The sequence below is a fragment of the Prevotella multiformis genome (assembly GCF_018127985.1).
Lineage (GTDB): Bacteria > Bacteroidota > Bacteroidia > Bacteroidales > Bacteroidaceae > Prevotella > Prevotella multiformis.
In genome coordinates, this window is the sequence record NZ_CP072357.1 from 723,604 (window position 1) to 750,032 (window position 26,429).

Sequence of the window (26,429 nt, forward strand, 5' to 3'; positions counted from 1 at the left end):
TATATAAGTATTTAAATTCAACTTAATGACTCTGAAACACAAAAGTACATAAAATCGGCTTACCATGCAAGTCCATTTAGATTTTTATTGACTTCAGTCATGTTCTTCCTCCGTGAGCAGGGAGGTTCTACCGGTCGGAAAGCAGCTTCTGTATCTCGTCATCCGTATGCTTCAGCTTCTGCTTACAGAGCTTTATAAGCCCCTGCGCCTGCTTCAGCCGGGAAGCCATGGAATCCACATCCAGTTCACCGCGTTCCATCTTCTCTACAATGTCCTCCAGCTGGCGGACAGCCTCTTCGTAATTCACATCTTCCATTCTATTCGTTCTTTTTTTCATTATGCTTTTGCCGTTACAGGACCGCCATTGGAAAAAGAGCCCGGAATCAGGGAGCAGGGGAAAAGGACTGCATCCCGACATGCCGTTTCCACGATTCTCACATTGAAGACTGTCTCCGATGCTCGATCCTGCTGTCGGCCTCTCCCGTCGCAAACCTCGTCGTAATCATCTCTCCTTCCTCCAGCTCTGCCGCACTACGGACCGCCCTGCCTTTGTACAGCGTAATGCTGTATCCCCGCTCCAGCAGCAGGGAAGGGTCGAGAAGATGCAGGCGCTGGTCAAGCATATCGATCCGGTGTCCTTCGGCGGACAGACGGATCTTCAGGCCTGACCGGAGCCGTTGCCCCAGCAGATCGAGACGATAGTACGAACGATGCAGAAGTTCAGCCGTCTTTTCCGAAAGGTTCCGGGACAGTCTCTCAAGCCGTGCCTCCTCCTTCGCACGGACTACGGAAAAGAGCACCGGAATGTGCGACTCCAGATGGCGGATGCGCATCTTCTCCGCCTCCATCTTCCTCCTGACTCCGTCGGCAATGGCCGTCTGCGCACGCTCTATGCGCCCGAGCGTCACCGCCAGCTGGCCAATGAGAAACGCTGCTGCCGCCGTCGGTGTCTTCACACGCAGGAACGACACCATGTCCAGCACGCTCTCATCACGTTCGTGTCCGATACCCGTTATGACGGGAAGGGGGAAATTCGCTACGTTCTCTGCAAGTTCCAGCGTGTCAAAGCCGCTGAGGTCGGCCGTCGCTCCCCCGCCCCGGATGATGACGACGGCATCGAACTCGGACTCACGTTCGTTGATGCTGTCCAATGCGGCTATGATGCTCTGCTCTACCTGCTCGCCCTGCATGACCGCCGGGAAAATCTCTACACGGAACCGGAATCCGTACTCGTTCGTTTCCAGCTGGCTGCAGAAGTCGCCATAGCCTGCTGCCGTCTCAGAAGAAATGACGGCAATGCGCTGGGCGAACAGGGACAGACGGAGTCCCTTCTGCAGGTCGAACACCCCCTCTGCCTGCAGCCGGCGGACAATATCGCGGCGTTTACGCAGCATGTCGCCCATCGTGAACTCCGGGTTGATGTCATCGACGATCCAGGAGAAGCCATACTGAGGATGGAACTGGGCATGCACCTGCAGCATCACCTTCATCCCGGCATGTATCTGCTGTCCGGTAATGCGGACGAAATAAGGGGAAATGGCTGACCATACATTGCGCCAGCACTTGGCTGAGGCACGGGCTATGGGCACATTGCCGGTGTCGTCCTTCTCTATCAGTTCCATGTAACAGTGTCCCCGGTTCTCCCGCACCTCGGAGAGCTCGGCTTCTACCCAGTAAGCACGTGTCAGGGCTGTGTCGATGACGTCTGCTACCAGACTGTTCAGATCGTAAAGCGTGAGTGCCTTCGTCATATTCCTTGAATCTTCCTATACATTAAGGTCTGTCTCTGAAGCGCCGTCCGTATCCTGAAACCCGGATCCTGAAGGTTCCTTCCACGGTCAGCCCTGTGTGCAACGTGTAGCCGACTGGTAGGCTGACCAGAAGTCAGGAACGCCATATCCCATGATATTGTCAGGATGGAGGAGGTTGCTTCCCACGCTGCGGACAAGCTCGATGATTTCCTTCGCAGACTTATGGGGCAGAGCCTGCCACAGGCAGGCCACCATGCCGGCTACAAGCGGGCAGGCAAACGACGTACCCGTGTCAGGCGTGATGTACCCCCTCCCCGACACCACATTCGTAGGACATCCATAGGCCATCACATCGGGCTTGACACGTCCGTCGGCAGTAGGCCCGACGGACGAGAAGGCAGCATTCACACCGTCCGGAGAGATCGCCCCCACCGTAAGGATATCGGAAGCGTCAGCCGGGACGTTGACTTTCTTCCACGTCCCCATCCCGTCATTCCCAGCACTGTTGACCAGGATCATGCCCTTGCCTGCCATACGGGAGGCAGCCCGCGATACGGGAGCCGTCCGGCCGTCCAGGTCCGGATAATGATAACTCGTCGACTTGTCGTCATAGCCATGGTACCCCAGGGAGGAGCTGACGACATCTACTCCGACAGAATCGGAAAACTCGACAGCTGCGATCCAGAAGTCCTCCTCTGCCGAACTCTCCGTAAGATAATCCTCCGTACGCAGCAGCCAGAAGCCGGCTTTGGGAGCCGTCCCCACAAAGACCGTCGGCTGGTTCATGGCGATCGTGGACAGGGTCTTTGTCCCATGATCCATCTCTCTGAAGACATCCTCGTCGTATCCGGCCACGAAGTTACGTGTGCCACAGACATTCACGTTCTTGAAGGCCGGGAGCCTGTCCACATTCATGAAACCTGCATCCAGAACGGCAATCGTCATCCCCTGCCCCATAAAGCCCAGGTTATGCAGCCGCCTTCCGCCCAGACTCTCCAATTGTTCCTTGCCCATTCCATAGTAGTCGTGGACGGTAGAGTCCAGCACCTGCAGGTCCGCGCGGTAACGGACACGCTGGGACAGAGGACGGAGCGAATCGGGAGAGACAAATACCAGTCTGCTTTCCTTCACGAACGGCAGCCTCCTCAAGTCCTCCAGGGCCTTCCGGTCGCTGCCTCGGACAAGGACAGAATTGTTCCACTTGCTCACGGCCACGACCTTTCCACCGGCCTTCCTGATCCGCTGGACATAGGCGGGCGTCACGGGAAGGTCGGTAGAGTCAAGTTTCAGCCCCTGCCGCTGCCGCCGGAAGATGGAGGCCTTCGAGAGAAACTGTTCCGGCTTATCCAGCGTATAGGGCGTACCGGCCTTGTCTGCCAGCGTAATGCGGAACATGTAACATTTTCCACCGGGATAGGCTATCAGACCGCCGTTGCCCTTGCCTGCCCACGCAAGCGACGTGACGAACGAGAGCAGGAACAGAATATGTATCCTTAGGTTATCTTGCTTCATACCCTGCAAAATTACACAAAAAATATTGGATTACCTATTGGAAAAGCGGGGAAAATAAAAAGGATTCCCGCCGAACGGGAATCCTTCTCTGTGCGCCCTTAGGGACTCGAACCCTAGACCCACTGATTAAGAGTCAGTTGCTCTACCAGCTGAGCTAAGGGCGCCTGCCGAACGAAAAAGGCTGGGTCAAAAGCCTGTCTGTGTGCGCCCTTAGGGACTCGAACCCTAGACCCACTGATTAAGAGTCAGTTGCTCTACCAGCTGAGCTAAGGGCGCTCATTTTCGTTTTGCGAGTGCAAAGGTATAACTTTTCCGTGAACCAGCCAAACTTTTCCGCTTTTTTTTAGTCAGAAACACCTCCCGGGTACAATCCCGGTTACAATCATTGCCCTCCTCAAGCACTCTTCCATGGCGGATTTCCGGCGGAACTCTCCCCTGTGTTTGTCCTTTTGCAGACAAGAGCCGGTCCTCTCCCTGAAAACTGTACAACAGCCCATTCGGATGAAAGAAAGTGCAGAGAAAGATGTATTCAGGTATGCTCAGGAACAGACTACACATCGCCCTCATACGCCGGGAATCCTGTTCCCAGTGCCTGGGAAGCTCATTCCCAGACGTTGGGAACAGGATTCCCAAGCGGTCGGGAATATCATTCCCATGTAGCCGCTTGCAGGATATATTGTACAGTCTCATGTCTTTGGCTGACTGCTTTTCGTCTTACTTCTAAACCGGATGGCGGGGCAAGAACTTGTTTTTAAACGTCGTCTGCCGCATCTTGTTTTAATCATATTAGAAGTTTACACTTTCTTTCCGATGACATGGAAAGATGGCATGAACAACATTTCCACCGTATGAATCAATGTTCGGGAAGTACATGGAAAAAGGTCTGGAAGAATTAGGAGAATCAAAAATAAAACATTATTTTTGCAGTAGAATCTATTTACTGAAATTCTGTTCATTATGCTGGGAGCAATCATTGGTGATATTATCGGTTCCGTGTACGAGTTCCATAATACGAAACGGAAAGACTTTCATCTGTTCACGCCGAAAAGCAGGTTTACGGATGATACTGTGATGACGTTGGCTGTGGCCGAATGGCTGACGGAAGACAGAAGTCACGGCAAAGAAGAACTCGTGCGCCGGATGCAGACATTAGGCAGACAGTATCCGACTGCCGGTTATGGCGGGAAGTTCATGCGGTGGCTGTACAATCCGAAGCCGGAACCTTATTACAGTTACGGGAACGGATCAGGCATGAGGGTAAGTCCGGTTGCCTTCTACGCACACAGTCTTGACGAGACGCTGCACCTGGCCGAACTGTCTGCGGAAGTCACGCACAATCATCCCGAGGGCATTAAAGGGGCAAAGGCCATCGCATCGGCGATTTACCTTGCCCGCACAGAGGCGACGAAGGAAGAGATCAGGTCCTATGTGGAAGAGAACTTCCTGTATGATCTGCACCGGTCTCTGGACGATTTCCGCCCCGCCTACACTTACGATATGTCCTGCCAGAAGACCGTTCCTCCGGCTATTCTGGCGTTCTTGGAGGGTCATGACTTTGAGGAAGTAATCCGCCTTGCGGTCTCCCTGGGAGGTGATTCCGACACGATAGCGGCCATGGCAGGCGGTATCGCACAGGCTTTCTATGGTGTTCCGCGAAAACTCGCCACCTATTGCTATGCCCTCCTGACACCTCCTCTCCGCACTATCCTTGACAACTTCGAGGAGATGCTGGGCTGCCGTGAAAGCGAGCCTTTCTGTCTTGAACGGTTCGTGGAGGCACAGGAGACAAACGGCAAATACCAGCAGGCTCTTGTAGAACTGGAGCATGGGCATAAAACGACGCATTGGATATGGTATGTCTTCCCGCAGCTGAAAGGTCTCGGGCACAGTGCCTATGCCCAGTACTACGGTATCGCTGATGCCGACGAGGCATCCGCCTACCTTGCTCATCCCCTTCTGGGCAGCCGGCTGCGCGAGGCTGTCCATGCCGTGCTGACACATGGCGGAAAGGATATTGAAGCGGTGATGGGCGGCCATATTGACACGCTGAAGCTCAGGTCGTCCATGACGCTCTTTGATGCTGTCTGTCCAAACGATGTCTTCGGAAAAGTCCTGGACACTTTCTACAAAGGAAACAAGGATGAGTTGACGATAGAAAGAATGAAGAAAAGATGAGGAAGAACGTCTGAATGTGACAGAAGCTCTTTTTTATGTGAAAGAGATTCTTGTCTTGGGTTACATAGGCTCTTATATTGAAAAACCAAACAGCTTGCCTATCGGCTTGACGGGGAAATGAATGAAAAGAACAGTCTTTTTAGTATTATCGATTGCAGCAGCACTGACGGCAATGGCACAGGGAAAAGCAGGAACATGGTCGGTGATGCCTCGGGCAGGAGTGTCAATCGCTTCCCTGACCAACAGTTCTATAATCTACGAAAATGCAGACGGAGAATCTCTGGAGACAAAGCCCCGCACCCTGCTGGGATTTACCGGCGGGCTGGAAGTGATGTATCAGACTTCGGATCTGGTCGGGCTGTCAGCCGGCATATCCTATGTACAAGGCGGCTGCAAGTACAAAGACATGATGATGAAGGGTGACATACTCCACGATTATTATGTCCGCATGGATTATATCGCAGTACCCTTGTTGTTCCACAGTCACGTGACTTCTGGACTCTCCGTCAAAGTCGGCGTAGAGCCATCCTGTCTGGTCAGGGGGAAATCACATGAAGAGCATCTGTTCTTCGACGAAGATGCAGAGGGGAAAAGATCCAATGCCCATGAGATTGAAATGAACGAGAACATCAGGAGCGGATTGCGTACCTTTGCGCTCTCGCTTCCTGTCGGAATCAGCTACGAGTATGAACATGTAGTGCTGGATGCCCGCTATCATGTGGGACTGACCAACACTTTCAAGGGCAATGCGAGCAGACGGAGCAATGTCCTGGAAGTAGCAGTAGCTTACAAGTTTGATCTTTAGCCGAATACCGGAAGAACCGGGCCGGTACACCGCATAGACAGACAAGATAAGCCAAGAAGGAGAAGGCACTATCCCAACAGGGACGCCCGTCCTTACTCTGCGTCGTCTGGCAGGATGGTGTCTCCCATTCCCGAACAGCCCGGCTGCCGAGGAGATTCCTTGCGGGCTGGTGGGAAAATGAGAGGACTAGAGCAAATCAGTAGAAGTAACCTGGCTTTGCCTCATCTTAGACTTGCCGAGACTGCAAAGAGCCGTCATCCCTGGAACAGAAAGGCATGGGGCATCATTCTCGCGCCTTACCTTTTGGAATGCAAAGGCAAGGAATATCTATTTCAGCACCTTGGCGAGGAAACGGGAAGTGTAACTTTCCTTGTTCTTCGCCACAGTTTCCGGTGTTCCACAGACCATCAGGCGGCCACCTCCACGACCACCTTCCGGCCCCATGTCGATTATGTAATCAGCAAGTTTGATGACATCAAGGTTATGCTCGATGATAAGAACGGTATTGCCCCTGTCGACAAGTTTCTCCAGTACATCCATAAGGATCCGAATATCCTCAAAATGCAAGCCGGTTGTCGGTTCATCAAGGATATAAAGGGTCTTCCCCGTATCTCGCTTTGCTAGTTCCGTCGCCAGCTTGACACGCTGGCTCTCCCCGCCGGAAAGCGTGGTAGAACTCTGCCCGAGCTTGATGTATCCCAGGCCCACATCCTGCAAAGCCTTGATCTTCGGAAGAATCTGCGGTACGTTCTCAAAGAACTCCACCGCCATGTTGACCGTCATGTCCAGAACATCAGCAATAGACTTGCCCTTGAAGCGTACCTCAAGCGTCTCGCGGTTGTAACGCCTGCCATGACAGACCTCGCAGGGAACCATCACATCAGGCAGGAAGTTCATCTCAATGGTCTTATAGCCGTTCCCTCCACAGGCTTCACAGCGTCCACCTTTTACATTGAAGGAGAACCGTCCGGGCTTATACCCCCGTATCTTAGCCTCGGGAAGATTAACGAAAAGCTGACGGATATCAGAGAACACACCTGTATAAGTAGCAGGGTTGCTGCGGGGCGTACGTCCGATAGGGCTCTGGTCTACATTCACCACCTTGTCAATATTGTCGATGCCTTCGATTTTCTCGTACGGCATCGGGTGCTTGAGGGAACGGTAAAAATGCTGCGAAAGGATGGGCTGGAGGGTCTCATTGATCAGCGTACTCTTGCCCGAACCCGATACACCTGTAACGACGACCAGCTCGCCCAAAGGGAACGTCACGTCTACATCCTGAAGATTGTTCCCCCCGCAGCCGACAAGCCGGATCGTCTTTCCGTTTCCCTCCCTACGCTTCTTGGGGATTTCAATAGCCCGTTCACCATTCAGATACTGGGCGGTAAGGGTATGCGTCTTGAGCATGTCAGAAGGTTTACCTTGAAATACGACCTCTCCCCCCTTGCGCCCGGCCTTCGGCCCGATATCTACGATCCAGTCCGCAGCACGCATCATATCCTCGTCATGTTCTACCACAATCACCGTGTTGCCCATATCGCGCAGCTCTTTCAGCGAATTGATGAGACGTTCGTTGTCGCGCTGGTGCAGCCCGATGGACGGTTCGTCAAGAATATACAGGACATTGACAAGCTGAGAGCCGATCTGCGTGGCAAGTCGGATACGCTGGCTCTCACCGCCGGACAGCGTGGCACTCTGCCGGTTCAGGGAAAGATAGTCAAGTCCCACGTCGAGCAGGAAGTCGATGCGCTTGCGGATTTCCTTCACGATCTCGGAAGCGATTATACGCTGTTTCTCGTTCATGGACTCCTCGACATGACCGATCCACTCCTTCAAGTCAGCAATGTCCATCTCCGCCAGTTCGGCGATATTCTTTCCTGCAATCCGATAGGACAGTGCTTCACGGTTCAAACGATGTCCATGACATTCCGGGCAGGGAGCTTCGGCAATGAACTTATCCGCCCATTTCTTTCCGGCAGACGAGGCTTCGTTCTCCATGACCGTACGGAGGTACTTGACAATGCCGTCGAAAGATACAAAATAATCTGATGTCGTATGAACCAGCTCCTTCGGGATCTTCAGTTTCTCCAGTAAACCATATAGAATCTCCTCCATTCCCTCCTTGGGAATATCCTTGACGGGGGTTTTGAGATTACAGTCGTATCTTTTCAACAAGGCATCAATCTGCCAGAAAATCATCTGGTTCTTGTACTTCCCAAGAGGGACAACGCCCCCCGCATGGATGCTCAAATTGTCATCGGGGATCACCTTCTTCAAGTCTATCTCGTCAATGACCCCAAGCCCTTTGCATCGTGGACACGCTCCTTCCGGAGAGTTGAAAGAAAAAATATTGGGAGCCGGATCCTTATAGGCGATCCCCGTCACTGGATCCATAAGCCGTCTGGAGAAATACTTGCCCTCCCCGCTTTCACTGTCAAGGATCATAATCAGACCGTCTCCCTGTTTCATGGCAGTCGACACCGTCTTTGCCAGCCGTTCCCGAAGTGTCTCTTCCTCCGTACTGCCAAGCTTCATCTTGTCTATAACGACCTCGATGTTATGGTTCCTGTAGCGGTCGACCTTCATGCCCCGTACCAGTTCCTGCACCTCTCCGTCTATACGGACATACAGGTAGCCCTTGCGCCGCATCTGCTCGAAAAGTTCACGGTAATGCCCTTTTCTGTTGCGTACAAGCGGGGAGAGGATATAGATCTTACGCCCCTGATAATCTGACAGGATCATATCGACGACTTTCTCTTCCGTGTATTTCACCATCTTCTCACCACTCATATAGGAGTAGGCCTCTCCGGCCCGGGCATAGAGCAGACGGAGATAATCGTAAATCTCCGTCGTCGTACCGACCGTAGAGCGCGGGTTCTTGTTTGTGGTTTTCTGCTCGATGGAGATGACCGGAGACAGTCCGGTGATTTTGTCTACGTCGGGACGCTCCATGTTACCGAGAAAGTTGCGGGCGTACGCCGAGAAAGTCTCGATGTACCTGCGCTGCCCTTCAGCGAAGATGGTGTCGAAAGCAAGTGAACTCTTCCCCGAACCCGACAGTCCCGTGAAGACAGTAAGGGAGTTGCGGGGAATGGTTATATCAACATTCTTCAGATTATGCACTCTGGCACCGAAGACTTCAATTTTTTCGTTCATTAAAAGGGAAATAATAGGCGATGAAAAGTGATAATGACCTCTGACAGGAGAGCGGGAAAAGTGATGCGCAATCAGTGTGCAGCCTGCGTATAGCCTCGGAGCAGGTTGACATCCCTTCGGATACGGAACTCCCTCCCGTCAGCACCCTTGGCAGTGACATTGACAAAGTATGTCCCTTGGGCAACGTCCCTGCCCTTGTATTTACCGTCCCAGCCGCCGGCGGGGTCGTCCCATTCATAGAGTTTCTGTCCCCAGCGGTTGAAGATAACTGCTTTGAACGACACAATACTCTTGTAGCCGGGCTTGGCGCGGTACACGTCATTGATTCCGTCACCATTCGGTGAAAAGGCGTTCGGCATCTGCAGACTGCTCTCACTGATGGAGACATTGATCGCATTGTAGCGTGTGGTATCGCCGTTCAGGATCTCATAGAGCACAACCCGTGTCGTTCCAGCCTCCGTAAAGATGTATTCCGTATCCTCATCATAGCGGATGAGGTAGGCTTCACGGGTGTTGTTCTGGTTGAAGAAATGCCACTCATAATTTGTAGCAGGATCATGGCCGGATGGCGGATTGGCCGAAAAGGTCACCGTCAATGGCGCCGAACCGGCATAGGTCTCGCCCGCTGCTATCGTACCTGCTTCTCCCTCCTTATCTGTGAACTTGCCTGAAGGCTGGCAGTCCTGCGCCCGACTGGATACGGAGAACAGGATTGTCAGCATTGCAGCAAGCAAACTTGTCTTACGTGGTTTCATATCCTGTCTGCTCTTTATGCGTTACTGTAAATTGTAGAATCATGCAAAAGTACATATTTTTTCTCATTCAAACAAGCAAAAGCACCTGCCAGAACTTTATAATAACGGGGTAGCTGTGTTTTTGTGTTTTTTTTCACTCTACCCCTTTTGGTTACAGATTTCTTTTGTATATTTGCACTTGTGATTTTAAATTGTTGCTTTTCAAATCAAAACATAGGTGCATGAGAAGTTATCTGAAATATCTCTTGTTATTATTCGCTGTAACATTCAGTTATAGTGTCCTTGCACAAACCGTCCAATGGCGCGACCAGCACAAGGTGAAGCGCAAGGAGACGATCTTCGGCATTGCAAAAGAGTATGGCATAACGATACCACAGCTTCTTGAAGCAAATCCCTCCATGAAGCAGCCCGGATACGAGCTGAAGAAAGGAGAACTCATCTTTGTCCCCTTCTCCAAGGAGGGGGACTTCAAGCCTGACGGTACCATCATGGGGAAAACCGGCAGAACGGCAAAGCCCGCCAATCCCGTTGCACCAGTCCCCGTGAATGCCGTCCGCGTCGGCATCATGCTTCCATTGCACAATCAGGACGGCGACGGCAGACGGATGGTGGAATATTATCGTGGCGTACTGCTGGCTCTTGACCAGCTGAAAAGCGAGGGAATCACGACAGACGTGCATGCTTGGAATGTGCCGAAAGGGGCCGACATCCATACCACACTGCTCGAGCCGAACGCAGCCAAGCTGGACATCATCTTCGGGCCGCTATATTCAGAACAGGTGAAGCCGCTGGCAGACTTCTGCCGCAACAACGGCATCAAACTCGTCATTCCGTTTTCCACCACCAGCAACGAGGTCGGGTCGAATCCCAACGTCTTCCAGGTCTATCAGACCGACGCCACACTGAACAACAAGGCAATAGCCGCTTTCCTGGAGCGTTTCCAGAAATCGCATCACCCCGTATTCATCAACTGCAAGGATACGAGCAGCCAGGTAGGAGATTTCACCTCCAGCCTGAGAAGACAGCTTGAACTACAGAAGATCAAGTACGACCTGACCAGCACCGGTTCTTCTGCCGCCGATTTCTCCAAGCATTTTGATGCGACCCGTCCCAATGTCGTAATCGTCAATTCCGAAAAGAGTCCGCAGCTCAATGAGGTGTTCGCAAAACTCGATCAGATGAAGAAAACACATCCCGGGATTGCCGTCAGCCTCTTCGGCTACAACCAGTGGTTTGTCTATCAGGATTATGACCTCGACCAGTTCTTCAGGTACAACACCTACATTCCATCCACCTATTATTATAACAAGGCTGCGGACAAGACGAAGAGCCTGGAGGCAAAATACAGCGAGAGGTACGGAGAGCCTATGTCGAAACAGTATATTCCCCGCATGGCACTTACCGGATACGATCAGGCGGAGTTCTTTGTCCGTGGATTGAAGGCGTATGGAAAGGACTTCAAAGGAACCGCCGCCGAGGTGAAGTACCGGCCTTTGCAGACACGCTACGACTTTGTGCGTGTAGGGCAGGGCGGATATGTCAACGACCATTTCCAGCTGGTTCATTTCAAGACAGACCAGACCATGGAGAATCTTGTGTACTAATCCCTGCGAAGTGTAACAGCACTTTTCTGAACAGATGAATTATAAAATCTCAAAAATACTGTTTGCCGCTCTGTTTCTGCTGCCGATGACCGCCGTAGCGCAAGTGGGACAGCACCGGAACGATTTCGCCATCGGCGTGAACGGCGGCTGCGTGCTCTCCAACGTAGGCTTCAGCCCCAGCGTAACACAGTCTTTACACGGCGGCGTAACAGGCGGACTGAGCATTCGGTACGTATGTGAAAAGTATTTCAATACCATCTGCTCCATCTATGGAGAAGTAAACTATGCCTCCATCGGATGGAAAGAGAAGATCCAGACGGGCGCTGACCAGCCTGTCATCAATGCCAACGGGGCCGCCGAATCCTATTCACGCACAGTCGACTACATCCAGATACCGATCTTCGCCCATCTTGCATGGGGGCGCGAACAGCACGGTTTTAACTTCTTCTTCCAGGCAGGACCGCAGATAGGCATCTACCTGAAGGAGTCAACCTCCAGGAACTTCGAAACGCCCAATCTTGCAACCGACGGCACAGGGCGCAGCAATGTGACGGTCGCACAGGAGACCATGCCGGTAGAGAAGAAGTTCGACTACGGCATCGCCGCCGGACTGGGCATGGAATACAGCAACCGGCACATCGGCCATTTCCTCTTCGAAGGACGCTATTACTATGGACTCGGCAACATCTACGGCAGTTCCAAGAAAGACTATTTCGGGAAATCGAACCATGGCAATATCGTCATCAAGGCAACCTACCTCTTCGACCTAACAAGAACAAAGTAATCATTAACCTAAATTTTTATCATTATGTTTGAGAACCAACCAAAAGCACTGTACGCATTGGCTCTTGCCAACACAGGCGAGCGATTCGGCTACTATACCATGATTGCCGTGTTCGCATTATTCTTGAGAGCAAATTTCGGCTTGGAGCCGGGAACGGCAGGACTTATCTACAGCATCTTCTTAGGCCTTGTTTATTTTCTACCATTGATCGGCGGCATCATGGCAGACAAGTTCGGCTACGGCAAGATGGTCACCATCGGCATTCTGGTCATGTTTGCCGGCTATCTCTTCCTGTCCGTGCCTCTGGGAGGCGGGACCGTGGCATTCATTGCCATGCTGGCGGCCTTGTTCCTCATCAGCTTCGGGACAGGTCTGTTCAAGGGTAACCTGCAGGTAATGGTAGGGAATCTCTACGACACACCGGAGCTGGCAGACAAGCGCGATTCCGCATTCTCCATCTTCTATATGGCGATCAATATCGGTGCGCTCTTCGCACCGACAGCAGCCGTAAGAATCAAGGAATGGGCAGAGAACTCGCTCGGCTATGCGGGCAATGATGCCTATCATTTCTCCTTTGCCGTAGCCTGCATATCACTCATTGTGTCAATGGCCATCTACTATGCTTTCCGGAGCACCTTCAAACACGTAGAAGGCGGCGAACCCAAGAAAGACAAGAGCCAGAAGGTGGCCGTAGAAGAACTGACACCGCAGCAGACCCGGGAGCGGATCGTCGCCCTCTGCCTTGTCTTTGCAGTCGTAATCTTCTTCTGGATGGCATTCCACCAGAACGGACTCACCCTGACGTATTTCGCGGACGAATTTGTCAATCCTACCTCCTCGGGCATCCAGAGCATGGCATTCGACGTCGTCAATCTCGTAATGATCGTCTTCATGGTCTACAGCCTGATGGCATTCTTCCAGGGAAAGACCCCCAAGGCGAAAAGTATCTCGGCTGTCGTATTCCTCTTTGCACTGGGCATCCTGGTCTATAAGTACAACAACATTTCCGGCACAGTCAGTGTCAGCGCACCGATCTTCCAGCAGTTCAACCCCTTCTATGTAGTTGCGCTGACTCCTATCAGCATGGCCATCTTCAGTTCATTGGCAGCCAAGGGCAAAGAGCCGTCTGCTCCCCGCAAGATTGCATACGGAATGATCGTTGCCGGCAGTGCTTACTTCCTCATGGTAATGGCCTCACAAGGTCTGCTCACACCGGTAGGACAGAAAATGGCAAAGGCTGCCGGTGAGACTGTCCCGTATGCCTCCGCCAACTGGCTGATCGGTACTTACCTCATACTGACCTTCGGCGAGCTGCTGCTCAGTCCGATGGGCATCAGCTTTGTCAGCAAGGTCGCTCCTCCGAAATACAAGGGTGCGATGATGGGCGGCTGGTTTGTTGCCACGGCCATCGGCAACCTGCTCGTAAGTGTGGGTGGCTACCTCTGGGGCGGTTTGTCCCTGACGGTTGTCTGGTCTGTTTTCATTGTACTCTGCCTCCTCTCCGCAGCTTTCATGTTCCTGATGATGAAGCGGCTGGAAAAGGTGGCATAGCATCCGGTCGACAAAAAGAAAAAGTGCATCCGGAAGATTGTCGGTGGCAATCTTCCGGATGCACTTTTTTTGCATATCAAGCAAGGGGATCCAAGGGGACACCCGTCCTGCTGCAGGTTCTACGCATACAGAAAGGCATCCCCTCCTGCCTTCGGATACCGGCCGGAACCGCCCTGAAGCGCTTCACTTGTAGCCGGGGCTACTTTTTCTTCAGGACAATCTGCCGGCTTGTAAATTCATAGGCACGATCGAGGACACCGAGCAGCTGGCTCCATCCGGCAGCAGGGACACACTGCTGTTTATAAACCTTCTGGAATGTGATGATCAGCTTGTCATTGTCTACATCGGCATTTGTGTTGAAAGACATGGCTTCGTTGTCAACATTATTGTTGAGTTTCCGCAGGCTCTCCGCTGATACGGCATAGCCTGACGGAATGTCAAGCCTGACGGTAACAGCGAGTGTGCTGGGATAGTCGTAGTTGACATCAGTGTCGCGCTGGCGGTCCCGGCCCTCGATATGCGCCTGCTGCCCGAAAAGCTGCCCCACGGAAACGACAAGGTTACGGCCGGCCTTCTTTACCAGTCCGTCCATCTGATAGTCGGTCGTATAGGCAAACGGCTTGTTGTTCTCTCCGCAGCTGTTCACGGTTGTCGCATTGATCTTCACAGGAGCTTTGTCATGATAGGCTTTGATTTCCTCGGCAAAGTTCTCCGCCACCGCTTTCTTGTCCTGTTCGGCACGCTCTGCCGCCCTTGCCTTCGCCTCGTTCGGCTTTAGGAAAAGCTCGTCGGCAAAGCCCTGGTAGCCGTAGGGCGCACCCCATGCCTTGCTCAGTTCGTCGGCTGTCGTCAATCCTGGGATGACATTCTCCTTCTCACATCCTGTGAGTGTCGTCTTCCGGATGAGGTTCAGCATCGTACCGTCAATGGCAGCTTCGATTTCCTCTTTCTCCACATTGTCGGAAGCCTTGCTCAGAGCGAGCCTGAACCTTGTGAACGGTCCTTTCTGGAATTTCTTGGGCTTGTCGGTGCTGATGGCATCCCGGTTCTGATAGATGGACGGGATGATGTCCGAGCTGATGGCATTCTCGAGCGGGAAGTAGCATTTACCGCTCTTGAGCATGATGAAACGTGTCGCGTTGCCGTAGTTGATGAGCTTGTCCATAGGCTCGTTATAACTGTTGGTAACCAGTGCACGCGAGTAAGGAATCTTCAGTTTGTCGAGGACATAAGGAAACAGGCTTGAGAAATCGAATGATTTTTCGTAAGGTTTATTGAATACCAGGGTCTTCATCACCATGAAGTTATACACGTAATCGGCCTTTTCCTCGTCACTGCCCAGTTTCTTCGCATCTTTTACAGCCTTTTCAAACTTCTTGTTCAGCGTCCACTTCGGTTTGTACTCAGCCCAGGGAGTCCAGGCATCTTCCTGTATGACCTCAGCCGGAGGGTTCGCCTGCAGCCCTTTCTTCTTCGCACTCTTCGGCATATACTCCAGTGTGACGTCCGCCGTCACATAGAGCATGGTGTAAGGTGCCTGCATGATAGGATTATAGGCGTAGTCGGGGAACGTCTTGTCGAGGTTCTTTGCACGGACATCCAGCACGATGTCTCCGTCTTTCTCGCTGGCGGTGAAGTCCGGAGCACCGTTCATCGTGCGGTATTGCGTGCAGAGGTGCTTGTCGATGGCGCAGTGGATCTGGTAGTCGAGGATAGGATATTTGCCACCGAAGAGGAACAGCACCGGATCGATGTTCTCCTCTTTCAGCTTGTCGTAATCGTAGATGAAGTAGTCGATCATGTCGCCTACCTGCAGGTCGGGTACGGCCAGCTTGGCACGCTTGTCCTTTCCGTTCTTGCCTTCGTCGTCATTCTTGTATTCGTCATTGCTCACTTCCTTGACGGTGCCGTCCGGCTTGATGACCTTCACACCGAGGACACTCTTGTGTATGTCCGTCCACCATCCTGCGTTGTGCGACTTCTCATAGCTCTGAATATCGAAGGTAGAGTATTTCTCCAGAGCAGCTTTGTCGTTGATTTTCATGAGGTAGCGCCGGATATGGACGGCTTTGTTGTTGGCGGTGACTCCGAGTTCCAAGAAATTGAAACTCGTGCCTTTGTCAACGGTCAGTTCCTCGTAGAAAGCCATGACCACGGCCGACTCGTTCTTGTACCGGGCAGGTACGGTGCGATTGTTGAACTGTGGCAGGTCTTTGCCCCACACTTCTTCTTTCACTTTCTGGACGTACTTCAGATAGTCGTCGTTGTCGAAAGCCATTGCCGGCAGTGAAAGAAGCACCAGCAGCAGCATTGCTAATTGTTTTTTCATATTCGTATGTTGTCAGATGTTTTTATTGTTGTAGCAGAAGCGGAAACCAGTCTGGAGCTGAAAAGTCAAGCCCCGTTGCCTCCTTCACCGCCTGAGCACCACCTGTTCGTTACAGGCATCTTTCCATTTGCTTACGGCCTCGTTCCATTTCGGGATATTGGCAAGCGGTATGCGGCGGTGATTGATCTGCATTTTCTGATGGAAGACAATGGTGTTCCCCTTCCTTGAAAACCTGCAGGTAAGCACACCTTCCGGGGTCGAAAAAGTCTTGGAAGGTGGCAGATAGTCGACCTTGTAACCTGCAGGGACGGTGAGCACCGCCTGCCTTACGATATTACACCGAACAGGCAGATAATAGTCGTTGACACGCCGGGCGGTGTCGATGCGGCTGTCGAAGAGGTTGTTGTGCGGATTCAGCTCGATGTAGACTTCTCCGTCCATCAACTGCACGGCCGCCTTGTTGGTGATGCTGCCTGTGAAGCGTGCCCATTCGTGCCGGGCGTCCTTGTCGGCCCACTTCACGTCTGTCACGGTCATGCTGTGGGAATCGGAGTTCAGATTGCTGCCCAGGATGTCGTCACGGTTCTTGTTGCCGGCATCGTCTATCGTGCTCATGAACCACTCCTTCATGTCGCCGCGGAGATTGTAGGTTGCCTTTCCGACAAGCGCATCTCCCTGCAGGCTGTACTGATAGACAAGACTGTCGATGGATGCGTCAGCTCTCTGTATCGGTACGATCTGCATCAGCGGTCTGTCCCCATTCTCGATCATCGCTTCCGAACCCTGTATGTACTGTGGCGTATAGGTGTACGGGATGTGGTTGCAAGTAGCGTCCATATACCGTGTCTTCCCCTTGTAAAAGAGCGTGCAGATGACGTGATTGGCACTGGCGAGTGTCGGCACGTCGCTCATTCTGTAAGGAATCTCATCCGTACCGATGTCCGTCAGCCGGGCATCAAACCCCTGTGCCTTGAGGAGCGTCTTCAGCAGCAGAGCCATGCCTTTGCAGTCTCCATACCGTTTGCGGAGCACCTCCTTAGGGGTGTCCGGGCGGTGTCCGGACTGTCCGGCTTCAAAAGCCACATAGCGGATATGGTCCTGAACCCACCGATAAGTATTGCTGATACGGTCCTCTTCCGTCCTGCTGTCCCGGTTGATTTCCTGCAGCAGTTCCTTCAGACCGGGTATCTCACAGTCTACATCTGCCATTTCCTTCGACCAGCTGTAAAGCCCGTTCACATCCTTGAAGGGACCTATGATCAGCAGATAAGGATAGACGCTCGACATCGGCGGCATCCTCTTCTCCTGCCTCATCCGGTCGGCATCCGTCATGGTATATTGGTAAATGTCGGCATCCGCAGTCGTCCTGTGGTCTGTCCGGATGTTGAATCCCTGGAAGTTCATCTCCTTGATGCGGTATCCTGCCAGCTGTCTGGGTATGGTGACCGTCACGGTCTTGCTGCGGATGAAGTAGTCCTCCAGCAGGTACAGCCTCGTGAAGTATTTGATGTCCTTGAAAGTCCGGTCGTAAGAGACGGTACAGGTTTTCCCTTTCTTGTCGATATAGCCTTGTACGACACAGGCCTTCGTGTCGTCATAGAAAACGTTTTCAGGCGTGACGTTCTGATAGGTCTTCTGTCCTCTTCCCGACACGTCGTCCAAAGTGATGAACTCGCCGTACAGTATGTCGGTCTCCGGACGTACCGTGCCGGTCGAGTTCGACTGGTAGGTAATTTCCTTTGAGTTCTTCACAATGGGTTTTCCATGTTCAAGCGTCAAGGTGTACTGTTCGTTGCATTGTGAGACGAGAATCTGGTCGTCCCACTGTTGTGCGTGCGATGCCGATGGTACCAGCATCAGCATTGCGGCTCCTGCTGACAGGAAGAGCTGTTTTGGGTAGCAGTTCATATTCTGTTATGTATTTGTTGTTTCAATTGTATGCGTTGGCTTGAATCCCTGGGACAGGCGATTGCCGGAGTCCCGCCATACGGCCGGGGCGGTGTCCGGTCCTATGGGAATGTTGTTCCCAGGCGTTGGGAATGTTGTTCCCAGACGTTGGGAATGTTGTTCCCAGGCGTTGGGAATCCTGTTCCCAAGTGCCGGGAACGCAGTTCACGATACTCCCTATGACGGGAGCTTTGTAGCTGTCCGGCGTATAGATGGTCAGCCGTCGGCCGCCAGCTTCTCCGCCAGATACTTCCCTGTCAGGCTGTCCTTGCATCGGGCGACCTCCTCGGGCGTACCTGCTGCGACGAGCTGTCCGCCCTTGTCGCCGCCGTTGGGGCCGAGGTCGATGACGTGGTCGGCACATTTGATGACATCGAGGTTGTGCTCGATGACAAGTATGCTGTGCCCACGGTCGATGAGGGCATCGAAGGCATGCAGCAGCCGCTGGATGTCGTGGAAGTGCAGGCCTGTCGTCGGTTCGTCGAAGATGAAGAGCGTCGGTTCCTGCTGCTCCTGTCCGATGAAGCAGGCGAGTTTGACACGCTGGTTTTCGCCGCCGGAGAGTGTCGACGAGCTTTGTCCGAGCTTGATATAGCCCAGGCCGACATCCTCCAGGGGCTTCAGTCTGCTGACGATCGCCCTGCGCTTATGCTTGCTGAAGAACTGGATAGCCTCGGAAACGGTCATGTTCAGAACGTCGTTGATGTTCTTTCCCTGGAACTGTACGTCGAGGATTTCACGTTTGAAACGCTGTCCGTGACATTCTTCACATTCCAGCACGAGATCGGCCATGAACTGCATTTCCACCGTGATGATTCCCGCCCCCTTGCATTCTTCGCATCGGCCACCCTCGGTGTTGAACGAGAAATACTGCGGTGTATAGCCCATCTGTTTGGATAGCTGCTGTTCGGCGAAGAGCTTTCTGATTTCATCGTATGCCTTCACATAGGTAGCCGGGTTGGAACGTGTGCTCTTGCCGATGGGGTTCTGGTCTACAAATTCTACGTGTCTGATCTGTTTCCAGTCGCCGCCCAGCGATGAATATTCGCCCGGCGTGTCGGCTATCTCGTCCAGGTGACGTTTGAGGGCAGGATAGAGGATTCCCTTTACAAGGGATGACTTTCCGCTGCCGCTGACTCCTGTCACGACGGTGAGTACATTCAGCGGAAACTTTACGTCCACTCCTTTCAGGTTGTTCATGCGTGCCCCTTTCAGTTCTATCGCCATGTTCCATGGGCGTCGGCCGGCAGGAATTCTGATGACTTCTGCACCGGTGAGATACTTGATGGTATAAGAGCGTGGATATTGCTCCAGCAGCTGTCGCGATGCCTTGTCGGCAGCATCTTCAACGTTGTTCTTTATCTGCTGGATGTCCGACACTTTTCCCTCGAAGACGATTTCGCCGCCCAGGCGGCCTGCATCCGGCCCGACATCAACCAGGTAGTCGGCGGCACGCATGATTTCCTCGTCATGCTCTACTACAATCACTGTGTTGCCCAGTGCCTGGAGTTCTTTCAGTACATGGATGAGGCGGGCTGTGTCGCGGCTGTGCAGTCCGATGGACGGTTCGTCGAGGATGTAGAGCGATCCGACGAGTGACGAGCCGAGGGAGGTGGTGAGGTTGATGCGCTGGCTCTCGCCTCCGCTCAGCGAGTTCGACTGCCGGTTGAGCGTCAGATAGCCCAGACCGACGTCCAGCAGGAACTGCAGCCGGCTTTTTATCTCGGCCAGCAGTCTCCTGCTGACTTCCTGCTCGTGGGCTGTCAGTTCCAGCCTGTCGAACCATTCCTTCAGCCTGACAATGGGCATATCGACAAGGTCTGTGATGGCCTTTCCACCGATCTTCACCCACGTAGCCTCTTTCTTCAGCTTCGTACCGTGGCAGTCCGGACAGACCGTCTTGCCCCGATAGCGGCTCAGCATGACACGGTACTGTATCTTGTACTGGTTCTCTTTCACCATCTGGAAGAAGGAGTCAATGCAGACACGGTCGTGGATGTCTGCCTTCCTCTCGCCGGGCAGCCCTTTCCAAAGGCTCTCCTTCTCGGCCTTCGTCAGTTCATAGTAGGGCTTGAAGATGGGGAAGTCGTCTTTTGCCGCCCGCCGGCAGAACTCCTCTTTCCACGTGGCCATCTTGTCGCCGTGCCAGCATTGCACGCAGCCGTCATAGACGGAGAGGGAAGAGTCGGGGATGACCAGCTTCTCGTCGATGCCGATGATGCGTCCGAACCCTTCGCACGCGGGACAGGCCCCGAGAGGGGAATTGAACGAGAACATATTGTCGTTCGGTTCTTCAAAACGGATGCCGTCGGCCTCAAACCGGGTAGAGAAGTCGTAGGTAATCCTGGCGGGGAGAATCATCAGCTGCATATTGCCGTCGCCCTCATAGAAGGCGGTTTCGCAGGAGTCGGTGAGCCGGCTGACAGCGTCTTTGGAGCAGTCGACTGACATACGGTCGATGACCAGATAGATTTCCTTTTCCGGTCCTTCCCTCTCTTTCTCTTTGGTTTCCACATCAGGATGCGTACGCAGCCAGTCGTCTATGCGCATGAAGTCGTCATCGGCATAGATGCGGGCATAGCCTTCCTGGAGTTCCATTTCAAGCTGCTGCCGTGTGCTCCGGCCGTCCACGACATGGAGCGGGGCGAGGATGCAGAACTTTGTCCCTTCCGAGTAGGACTTCACCTTCTCTATCACATCCTCCACAGAATGATGTTTCACCTCCACGCCCGACACGGGGCTGAAGGTGCGGCCTATGCGGGCATAGAGCAGGCGCAGATATTCGTAGATCTCGGTGGAAGTACCCACCGTCGAGCGGGGATTGCGCGAGATGACTTTCTGCTCGATGGCGATGGCAGGGGGAAGGCCTTTGATAAAGTCGACCTCCGGCTTCGACATTCTGCCCAGGAACTGGCGGGCGTAGGCCGAAAGGCTCTCCACGTACCGGCGCTGCCCTTCGGCGTAAAGCGTGTCGAAGGCCAGCGAGGACTTACCCGACCCGGACACTCCGGTAATGGCCACGAACTGCTCCTGCGGAATCTTCACGTCGATGTTCCTCAGGTTGTTGACCCGGGCGCCTTTCACCTCAATATACTTCACCGTTGTATCTTTTTTCATTCCTTTCAACTTTCTTCTGTACAGTCCCCATCAACTTTTAAAAGAGTTTTAAAGGAGCCATGGGGATATGCAAAATTACAAAAAACTTTTGGTTCTTTCTGATATTTGATTTATATTTGCAGCCACTATTTTATTTTTAAGAACAGAATTATGAGAGTTAAGAAACTATTTGTGATGGCTTTGATGGCGTGTCCCTTAATGGGGATGGCACAAAGCACATACGAGCAGATCAGCGACCCTGCCGGGATGACACAGGTGGAGAACAAGAAGGTGAGTGAGGCTTTCCAGCAGTGGCTGAGCCAGTACGAGGAGTGCGGCCGCAAGATCAATGAGGTGTCCGAACAGTACCAGCGGGAAGTCGAGAAGCGCGGCTATCCGAAGAAAAAGACCGTACAGGCGAAGATGGCACTGGTAAACCAGTACATCAGTCTGCTGAAGCAGGAGCGTGACTCACCCGACCTGAACCAGGACCTGGACGTAGAGAAAGTGAACAGCAAGATAAACATGTGGCAGAGCCAGCTTGAAGGTCTGGCAGCCTTGCTGAAGAAGATTTAGCAGAGACTCCCCACGCAATTTCACGGGCGGGGCATGCAAAAAGTCCAGCCGGCAGAGACTGACAAGGTCGTCAGTATCCGCCGGCTGGATTTCTTTCACACACGTTCTGCGGGACGGGACGGTTCTATTGCTCCATGCCTTCAGTGGTCAGCAGGACTTTCTTCTTTCCTCTCCTCGCTTCAAAATAAGGCGGCTCGTCCCTCAGGGAGATGCTGTCGTAACTGAAAGGGGCGACGACCGTATCTCTTCCGTCGGGAAGGATCAGGCCGAGTTTCCCGCCCAGCTGTGCAATGACCGGCATCGTACGCAGGTCGTCGACATAGACATAACAGGTGCGCAGGAACTCGTACTTGGGTTCGACGAGCGTACGCCCTCTGTGGTCGAGGATGCCGAACTTTCCCCTGCGTTCAATCACTTCATGATACTGGATGTATATCTCACGGATGAGATTCAGGTATCTGACCATCTTCCGCTTGTCGTTTACCAGCGTGACAAGATAAGCGAAGGTGTCGGAGTAGTTGGCCATTGCACGGGCCAGGACAATCTTCATGTCCAGTCCCTTGATGGCTTTCCGGTTGAGGTCGATGTACCGGGCTATGGCGGTTTCCTTCTCGCGCAGCGGAAGGTCTTTCAGATGCTCTTCAAAGCGCAGCATCTGCTGTTTGCTGCCGTGCATGGCCTTGATATATCGATGTATCTGCCGTCCCATCTCTATACATACGAAATGACGGATCTGCTGCTCTTCTATGGGGTCAGCATACTCCTGGTTGAAGTTGTCTTGCGTAATCATGGGCTTTGTCTTTTATTGTTTTCGCCAAAGTTACGGACTTTTCACTGTTCTGCCAAGAAAAAATAAGACTTTTTAGCAGGTGGAAGGAGGATAAAGTGCCCGTTCAAGGGAGCAGCGGCTGACAGGCGACTGACGGTCGGTCAGCAGGGACATCCGCTCCCGTCTGTCTGCAATACGGCAGGTTTCCCGGACCGACGGTTCCGGAACCATGCCTGACGGGATGTCCGGGCCGTCATCATGCGCCGGACACCGGCGGACGGAATGGAGGATAAAGAAGAGCGAGAAGGGGGATGGGGCTGGAAGCGGCAGACGGAGAACCCGGCAGGGGGGATCTACCGCAGTTCTTCCTTGTAATAGAGTATCGCCTTGATGACAATCTGTTCTGCTTCTTCGATGGTGCAGTGCAGTCTGCCGCCTGACGCGTCAGCATGGCCGCCGCCGTTGAAGAATCTTGCCGCCATGGGCTGGCAGTGGAAACCATTGCTGGAACGTAGGCTGACCAGTACGAGGCAGGGCTTCTCCGTGTCCTCACGTAAAGAGATGCTCAGCTTGAGACCTTTGATCTGCTGCGGGACGTTCACAAGCCCCTCCATATCGCCCTTGATGAAATGGAACTTCGTCATCTCCTCTTTCGTCACCGTGTAATAGGAGGCGTGCAGCTCCTCTATGACCTTCATCTTGTTGAGGATGATGTGTGCACGCAGGCGCAGCGCATTGGAAGAATAATTATGGAATACCCGGTTGTAGATTTCATCCTTGTCGATTCCCTTTGCCAGCAGCTGGCCGATGATGTAGAATATCTCGGGACGGGAGGAATTGTAAGTGAAACCGCCCGTATCCGTCATCATGCCGCAGTAGATGCAGGCCGCACACTGTCTTGTCATTTCACCGTATCCTCCCAGCTGGCTGATCAGCCGGAAGACGATTTCGCTCGTACTCGACATTTCCGGGTGAGAGACGGTCAGGGCATTGTCCGTGTCAGGCTCCAGATGATGGTCGACGAGCAGGCGCAGGGCTTTACTGTGCTCGAGCACCTCCTGCATGGCATCCACACGCGAGTTCTGGTTGAAGTCGAGACAGCAGACGAGGTCGGCTTCCCGGAAGGCCTTTTCCACCTCCTTGGGACGCCTGTCGTAACGGATGACACAGTTATGTCCCGGAAGCCAGTGCAGGAAATCGGGCGTGGCATCGGGCATGCAGACCTTGATGTCGGTCTTGCCGATCTGCTGCAGATAGTGCATCCATGCCAATGAAGAGCCGATGGCATCACCGTCCGGCGACTTGTGGGCGCAGATTACAATGTGTGTGGCATGGGAAAGAAGGTTGCGAAGGGTCGCAGTCTCTTCCGTGGACAGTAAGTTCAAATCCATTCGTTATAAGCGGTATAATGCGTTTATGAGGGCAATAAAGAAGGATGTGGCAGCCTCCCCGGCAATGGAAGGGAAACCCGGCAGCCCCTGTCCCCCACGCCGGCCTTGCCTCTGAACAGGCACAGGACAGGTATCGGGAACAGGGGATGGACATCAGAACAGCTTGGTCGGATAGACACCTCCGTCGACCAGCGCCCGGATCTTGTCGACCACACTCTGCCGGTCGGCAGCATAAGTGACGCCGAACCACTTGCTGGTGGTATCGAGGACTTTCACGGTGGCTGTACCGTCGTTGATCAGTTTGTTCACCATCAGCGGAATGAAATACTCCGACTTCTTGTTCTCCATGTTCTTCGGATCAGAGAGAAACTCCTTGAAATAGGCCTCACTGTATTCAAAATAGTCAGGCGTGAAACCCCATACATTCATGGAAACCGGCGTGTTCTCACCGACTGCGACCCAGTCGCCCTTCTCATCTTTGTACTTGATTTCACCCTCCCGGCGTTCGATCTCCGTTCGTTCCACAACGGTCGTCAGATTACCTTCCGCATTGGTCGAGCAGATGCCGCGGGCCACCGTACCGTTCTCACTCAGCGTATTGCCGACACGGAAGCCCACCATGGCATAGCGGTTTCTGGCTCCCTCCGGAAGGTCTGCAAGGAACTTCCCGATGACCTTGAAGCAGTCGCGGTTATAGAAATCGTCACAGTTGATGACGCAGAAAGGTTCCTTGACGACATCCTTCGCCATCAGTACGGCATGGTTCGTGCCCCATGGCTTCTCGCGCCCCTCCGGTACGGAAAATCCCTCCGGAAGTGCGTCAATGCTCTGGAAGACAAGCTCGGCAGGGATATGTCCTTCGTATTTCGACAGTACCTGACGGCGGAACTGCTCTTCAAAATCCTTGCGGATGACGAAGACTATCTTTCCGAATCCGGCCTGAATGGCATCATAAATGGAGTAGTCCATGATGGTTTCACCGTTGGGTCCCAGTTCGTCGAGCTGCTTCAGCCCGCCGTAGCGGCTTCCCATTCCTGCCGCAAGAAGCAATAATGTAGGTCTCATTTTTCTTTCTGAATCGATGGTTTATATAATTGTTCGGATTGCAAAGGTAGCAAAAAGATGGGAAACTCCGCCATCTTGCAATGCCAAAAATGTCACAGCCACAAGTGCGGGGGCACGCCGCACGGCATGCGACCGTTTCCTGCCGGTGCCGCTCCGGACTTGCGGGGGCTCGCCCTCCATGCGTGGGGACGCGGAATCCGACATGCCGGGCAACGACGGAGAGACGGCGGGGGGACGATCCGCAATGTTCCTGGGCGCGGTTCCGGATGAGCCAGAAGAAAGGGGAAAAAGCGGAAACGAAAGGTTGTTTCCTGCCGTTCCGCTTGCATATCCAGGTTTTTCGCATTATCTTTGCATGCAGTTAGAGAAATCATCTACACGTAGAGAAAATATTATCTACATGTAAATAGTCAAACCTCTACATGTTGATAAAACATTATCTACATGTAAATAATACTAAGACACCGCACGATTTAAAACGTGCAGGGCGCAGGTTGTGAACAGAAAACTCCAGAATACTGAAAGAAATGACCGTCGACTACAAACTTTTAAAAACACATGGCAGACTGCCGAAGAACAGAGAATACAGGGCCGTCACCATAGAGAACCGGACCGTGGGGCTGGAACAGCTCGGGGAAGAGATACAACGGGCAACGACGCTGACCCGCACGGACATCCTCGGGGCAGTCAGTGCCTTGAAAGACGAAATCGTGCTCCAGCTCATGTCGGGCAACGCCGTGCATCTGCCCGGACTCGGATACTTCTCGATCGCCGTGAAGGGAGACCTCTACGAGGATCCCCGCTCCCACCATCTCCGCCTGCAAAACCCCAAGGTGCGCACCGTGAAGTTCCGCCCAGATACGGAAATGAAAGAGAGACTGCGTCCTACGGTCTTCAAGAACGCCACCTATACCCGGGGCACGAGCTCGGTTCCGGAGCCGGAGGAGGTCGACAAGGCGCTCCGCGAGCTGTTCGCGGAAAAACCATTCATCACCGTCGCCGACCTGCGCCGCCACCTCAACCTCTCCCCTGCCAATTCCTACCGCATCGCTGAACGGCTGGAGAAGGAGGGGCGGATCCGCAACGCCGGCTCCTGGCGCAACAAGGTGTACATAAAAGGCGACGGCGGAAAATGACAGAAGGCGGCCCGCCCATATTGTGGA

18 protein-coding genes and 2 tRNA genes are annotated in these 26,429 nt (G+C 53.2%); 7 read left to right on the forward strand and 13 right to left on the reverse strand.

The features are described from left to right. Positions 1 to 127: 127 nt before the first annotated feature. The 5 genes from xseB to J4864_RS02935 form a co-directional block, all read right to left on the reverse strand. Complete coding sequence (xseB, locus tag J4864_RS02915; RefSeq protein ID WP_211814529.1) at positions 128 to 316, reverse strand: exodeoxyribonuclease VII small subunit; 189 nt, start codon at positions 314 to 316, stop codon at positions 128 to 130. Between the two features lie 118 nt (positions 317 to 434). Continuing rightward, entirely contained in the window at positions 435 to 1,751 is a 1,317-nt protein-coding gene (xseA, locus tag J4864_RS02920; RefSeq protein WP_211814530.1) for an exodeoxyribonuclease VII large subunit, read from the reverse strand. Between the two features lie 87 nt (positions 1,752 to 1,838). Beyond that, entirely contained in the window at positions 1,839 to 3,263 is a 1,425-nt protein-coding gene (locus J4864_RS02925) for a S8 family serine peptidase (protein ID WP_007368699.1), read from the reverse strand. 91 nt (positions 3,264 to 3,354) lie between these two features. Next, positions 3,355 to 3,427 (reverse strand) — tRNA-Lys (locus J4864_RS02930). Positions 3,428 to 3,466: 39 nt separating this feature from the next. Next, positions 3,467 to 3,539: transfer RNA gene (locus J4864_RS02935), tRNA-Lys, on the reverse strand. Between the two features lie 681 nt (positions 3,540 to 4,220). Here J4864_RS02935 and J4864_RS02940 point away from each other — a divergent pair. Continuing rightward, complete coding sequence (locus tag J4864_RS02940; RefSeq protein WP_211814531.1) at positions 4,221 to 5,438, forward strand: DUF1810 family protein; 1,218 nt, start codon at positions 4,221 to 4,223, stop codon at positions 5,436 to 5,438. A 121-nt stretch (positions 5,439 to 5,559) separates the two neighbouring features. Next, a complete protein-coding gene (locus J4864_RS02945; protein WP_211814532.1) occupies positions 5,560 to 6,243 on the forward strand; it encodes a porin family protein in 684 nt (227 codons plus the stop codon). A gap of 327 nt (positions 6,244 to 6,570) precedes the next feature. Here J4864_RS02945 and uvrA (J4864_RS02950) read toward each other — a convergent pair whose 3' ends face one another. Next, the gene (gene uvrA, locus J4864_RS02950) at positions 6,571 to 9,399 is read right to left on the reverse strand and encodes an excinuclease ABC subunit UvrA (RefSeq protein ID WP_211814533.1); all 2,829 of its coding nucleotides are present in this window, start codon (positions 9,397 to 9,399) and stop codon (positions 6,571 to 6,573) included. A 71-nt stretch (positions 9,400 to 9,470) separates the two neighbouring features. Further along, a complete protein-coding gene (locus J4864_RS02955; RefSeq protein WP_007368704.1) occupies positions 9,471 to 10,154 on the reverse strand; it encodes a T9SS type B sorting domain-containing protein in 684 nt (227 codons plus the stop codon). A 221-nt stretch (positions 10,155 to 10,375) separates the two neighbouring features. Here J4864_RS02955 and J4864_RS02960 point away from each other — a divergent pair, with 221 nt between their 5' ends. Genes J4864_RS02960 through J4864_RS02970 form a run of 3 tightly spaced genes read left to right on the forward strand, consistent with a single transcriptional unit; the run spans position 10,376 to position 14,093 of the window. Continuing rightward, positions 10,376 to 11,758: an amino acid ABC transporter substrate-binding protein gene (locus J4864_RS02960; protein ID WP_211814534.1), complete on the forward strand. Its 1,383-nt coding sequence runs from the start codon at positions 10,376 to 10,378 to the stop codon at positions 11,756 to 11,758. 34 nt (positions 11,759 to 11,792) lie between these two features. After that, positions 11,793 to 12,542 (forward strand): porin family protein, encoded by a 750-nt coding sequence (locus tag J4864_RS02965; RefSeq protein ID WP_211814535.1) that lies wholly within the window; start codon positions 11,793 to 11,795, stop codon positions 12,540 to 12,542. Positions 12,543 to 12,566: 24 nt separating this feature from the next. Further along, positions 12,567 to 14,093, forward strand: coding sequence for a peptide MFS transporter (locus J4864_RS02970; RefSeq protein ID WP_007368708.1), 1,527 nt, complete (start codon positions 12,567 to 12,569; stop codon positions 14,091 to 14,093). Between the two features lie 199 nt (positions 14,094 to 14,292). Here the strand turns inward: J4864_RS02970 and J4864_RS02975 are convergent, their stop codons facing one another. The 3 genes from J4864_RS02975 to uvrA (J4864_RS02985) all read right to left on the reverse strand — a co-directional run bounded on the left by J4864_RS02975 (position 14,293) and on the right by uvrA (J4864_RS02985) (position 21,486). Continuing rightward, positions 14,293 to 16,422: a hypothetical protein gene (locus tag J4864_RS02975; protein WP_211814536.1), complete on the reverse strand. Its 2,130-nt coding sequence runs from the start codon at positions 16,420 to 16,422 to the stop codon at positions 14,293 to 14,295. Positions 16,423 to 16,506: 84 nt separating this feature from the next. Beyond that, positions 16,507 to 18,330: a DUF3858 domain-containing protein gene (locus tag J4864_RS02980; RefSeq protein WP_211814537.1), complete on the reverse strand. Its 1,824-nt coding sequence runs from the start codon at positions 18,328 to 18,330 to the stop codon at positions 16,507 to 16,509. Between the two features lie 255 nt (positions 18,331 to 18,585). Then, complete coding sequence (gene uvrA, locus J4864_RS02985; protein ID WP_211814538.1) at positions 18,586 to 21,486, reverse strand: excinuclease ABC subunit UvrA; 2,901 nt, start codon at positions 21,484 to 21,486, stop codon at positions 18,586 to 18,588. A gap of 150 nt (positions 21,487 to 21,636) precedes the next feature. Here uvrA (J4864_RS02985) and J4864_RS02990 point away from each other — a divergent pair, with 150 nt between their 5' ends. Next, positions 21,637 to 22,041 carry a hypothetical protein gene (locus J4864_RS02990; RefSeq protein WP_211814539.1) on the forward strand — a complete coding sequence of 135 codons (405 nt, stop codon included), beginning with the start codon at positions 21,637 to 21,639 and terminating at the stop codon, positions 22,039 to 22,041. A 124-nt stretch (positions 22,042 to 22,165) separates the two neighbouring features. On the opposite strand, the gene J4864_RS02995 is transcribed toward J4864_RS02990, so the two are convergent. The 3 genes from J4864_RS02995 to J4864_RS03005 all read right to left on the reverse strand — a co-directional run bounded on the left by J4864_RS02995 (position 22,166) and on the right by J4864_RS03005 (position 25,266). After that, the gene (locus tag J4864_RS02995; protein WP_007368713.1) at positions 22,166 to 22,831 is read right to left on the reverse strand and encodes a hypothetical protein; all 666 of its coding nucleotides are present in this window, start codon (positions 22,829 to 22,831) and stop codon (positions 22,166 to 22,168) included. Positions 22,832 to 23,163: 332 nt separating this feature from the next. Further along, positions 23,164 to 24,201 (reverse strand): DHH family phosphoesterase, encoded by a 1,038-nt coding sequence (locus J4864_RS03000; protein WP_211814540.1) that lies wholly within the window; start codon positions 24,199 to 24,201, stop codon positions 23,164 to 23,166. 153 nt (positions 24,202 to 24,354) lie between these two features. Continuing rightward, positions 24,355 to 25,266: a glycosyltransferase family protein gene (locus tag J4864_RS03005; RefSeq protein ID WP_211814541.1), complete on the reverse strand. Its 912-nt coding sequence runs from the start codon at positions 25,264 to 25,266 to the stop codon at positions 24,355 to 24,357. 527 nt (positions 25,267 to 25,793) lie between these two features. Between J4864_RS03005 and J4864_RS03010 the strand changes: the two genes are divergently transcribed. Beyond that, entirely contained in the window at positions 25,794 to 26,402 is a 609-nt protein-coding gene (locus J4864_RS03010; protein WP_211814542.1) for an HU family DNA-binding protein, read from the forward strand. Positions 26,403 to 26,429: the final 27 nt, after the last annotated feature.

Bases quoted from the DNA above. Each gene is read 5' to 3' on its own strand.
- xseB (WP_211814529.1), bottom strand. From the start codon at position 316: ATGGAAGATGTGAATTACGAAGAGGCTGTCCGCCAGCTGGAGGACATT.
- xseA (WP_211814530.1), bottom strand. From the start codon at position 1,751: ATGACGAAGGCACTCACGCTTTACGATCTGAACAGTCTGGTAGCAGAC.
- J4864_RS02925 (WP_007368699.1), bottom strand. From the start codon at position 3,263: ATGAAGCAAGATAACCTAAGGATACATATTCTGTTCCTGCTCTCGTTC.
- J4864_RS02940 (WP_211814531.1), top strand. From the start codon at position 4,221: ATGCTGGGAGCAATCATTGGTGATATTATCGGTTCCGTGTACGAGTTC.
- J4864_RS02945 (WP_211814532.1), top strand. From the start codon at position 5,560: ATGAAAAGAACAGTCTTTTTAGTATTATCGATTGCAGCAGCACTGACG.
- uvrA (WP_211814533.1), bottom strand. From the start codon at position 9,399: ATGAACGAAAAAATTGAAGTCTTCGGTGCCAGAGTGCATAATCTGAAG.
- J4864_RS02955 (WP_007368704.1), bottom strand. From the start codon at position 10,154: ATGAAACCACGTAAGACAAGTTTGCTTGCTGCAATGCTGACAATCCTG.
- J4864_RS02960 (WP_211814534.1), top strand. From the start codon at position 10,376: ATGAGAAGTTATCTGAAATATCTCTTGTTATTATTCGCTGTAACATTC.
- J4864_RS02965 (WP_211814535.1), top strand. From the start codon at position 11,793: ATGAATTATAAAATCTCAAAAATACTGTTTGCCGCTCTGTTTCTGCTG.
- J4864_RS02970 (WP_007368708.1), top strand. From the start codon at position 12,567: ATGTTTGAGAACCAACCAAAAGCACTGTACGCATTGGCTCTTGCCAAC.
- J4864_RS02975 (WP_211814536.1), bottom strand. From the start codon at position 16,422: ATGAAAAAACAATTAGCAATGCTGCTGCTGGTGCTTCTTTCACTGCCG.
- J4864_RS02980 (WP_211814537.1), bottom strand. From the start codon at position 18,330: ATGAACTGCTACCCAAAACAGCTCTTCCTGTCAGCAGGAGCCGCAATG.
- uvrA (WP_211814538.1), bottom strand. From the start codon at position 21,486: ATGAAAAAAGATACAACGGTGAAGTATATTGAGGTGAAAGGCGCCCGG.
- J4864_RS02990 (WP_211814539.1), top strand. From the start codon at position 21,637: ATGAGAGTTAAGAAACTATTTGTGATGGCTTTGATGGCGTGTCCCTTA.
- J4864_RS02995 (WP_007368713.1), bottom strand. From the start codon at position 22,831: ATGATTACGCAAGACAACTTCAACCAGGAGTATGCTGACCCCATAGAA.
- J4864_RS03000 (WP_211814540.1), bottom strand. From the start codon at position 24,201: ATGGATTTGAACTTACTGTCCACGGAAGAGACTGCGACCCTTCGCAAC.
- J4864_RS03005 (WP_211814541.1), bottom strand. From the start codon at position 25,266: ATGAGACCTACATTATTGCTTCTTGCGGCAGGAATGGGAAGCCGCTAC.
- J4864_RS03010 (WP_211814542.1), top strand. From the start codon at position 25,794: ATGACCGTCGACTACAAACTTTTAAAAACACATGGCAGACTGCCGAAG.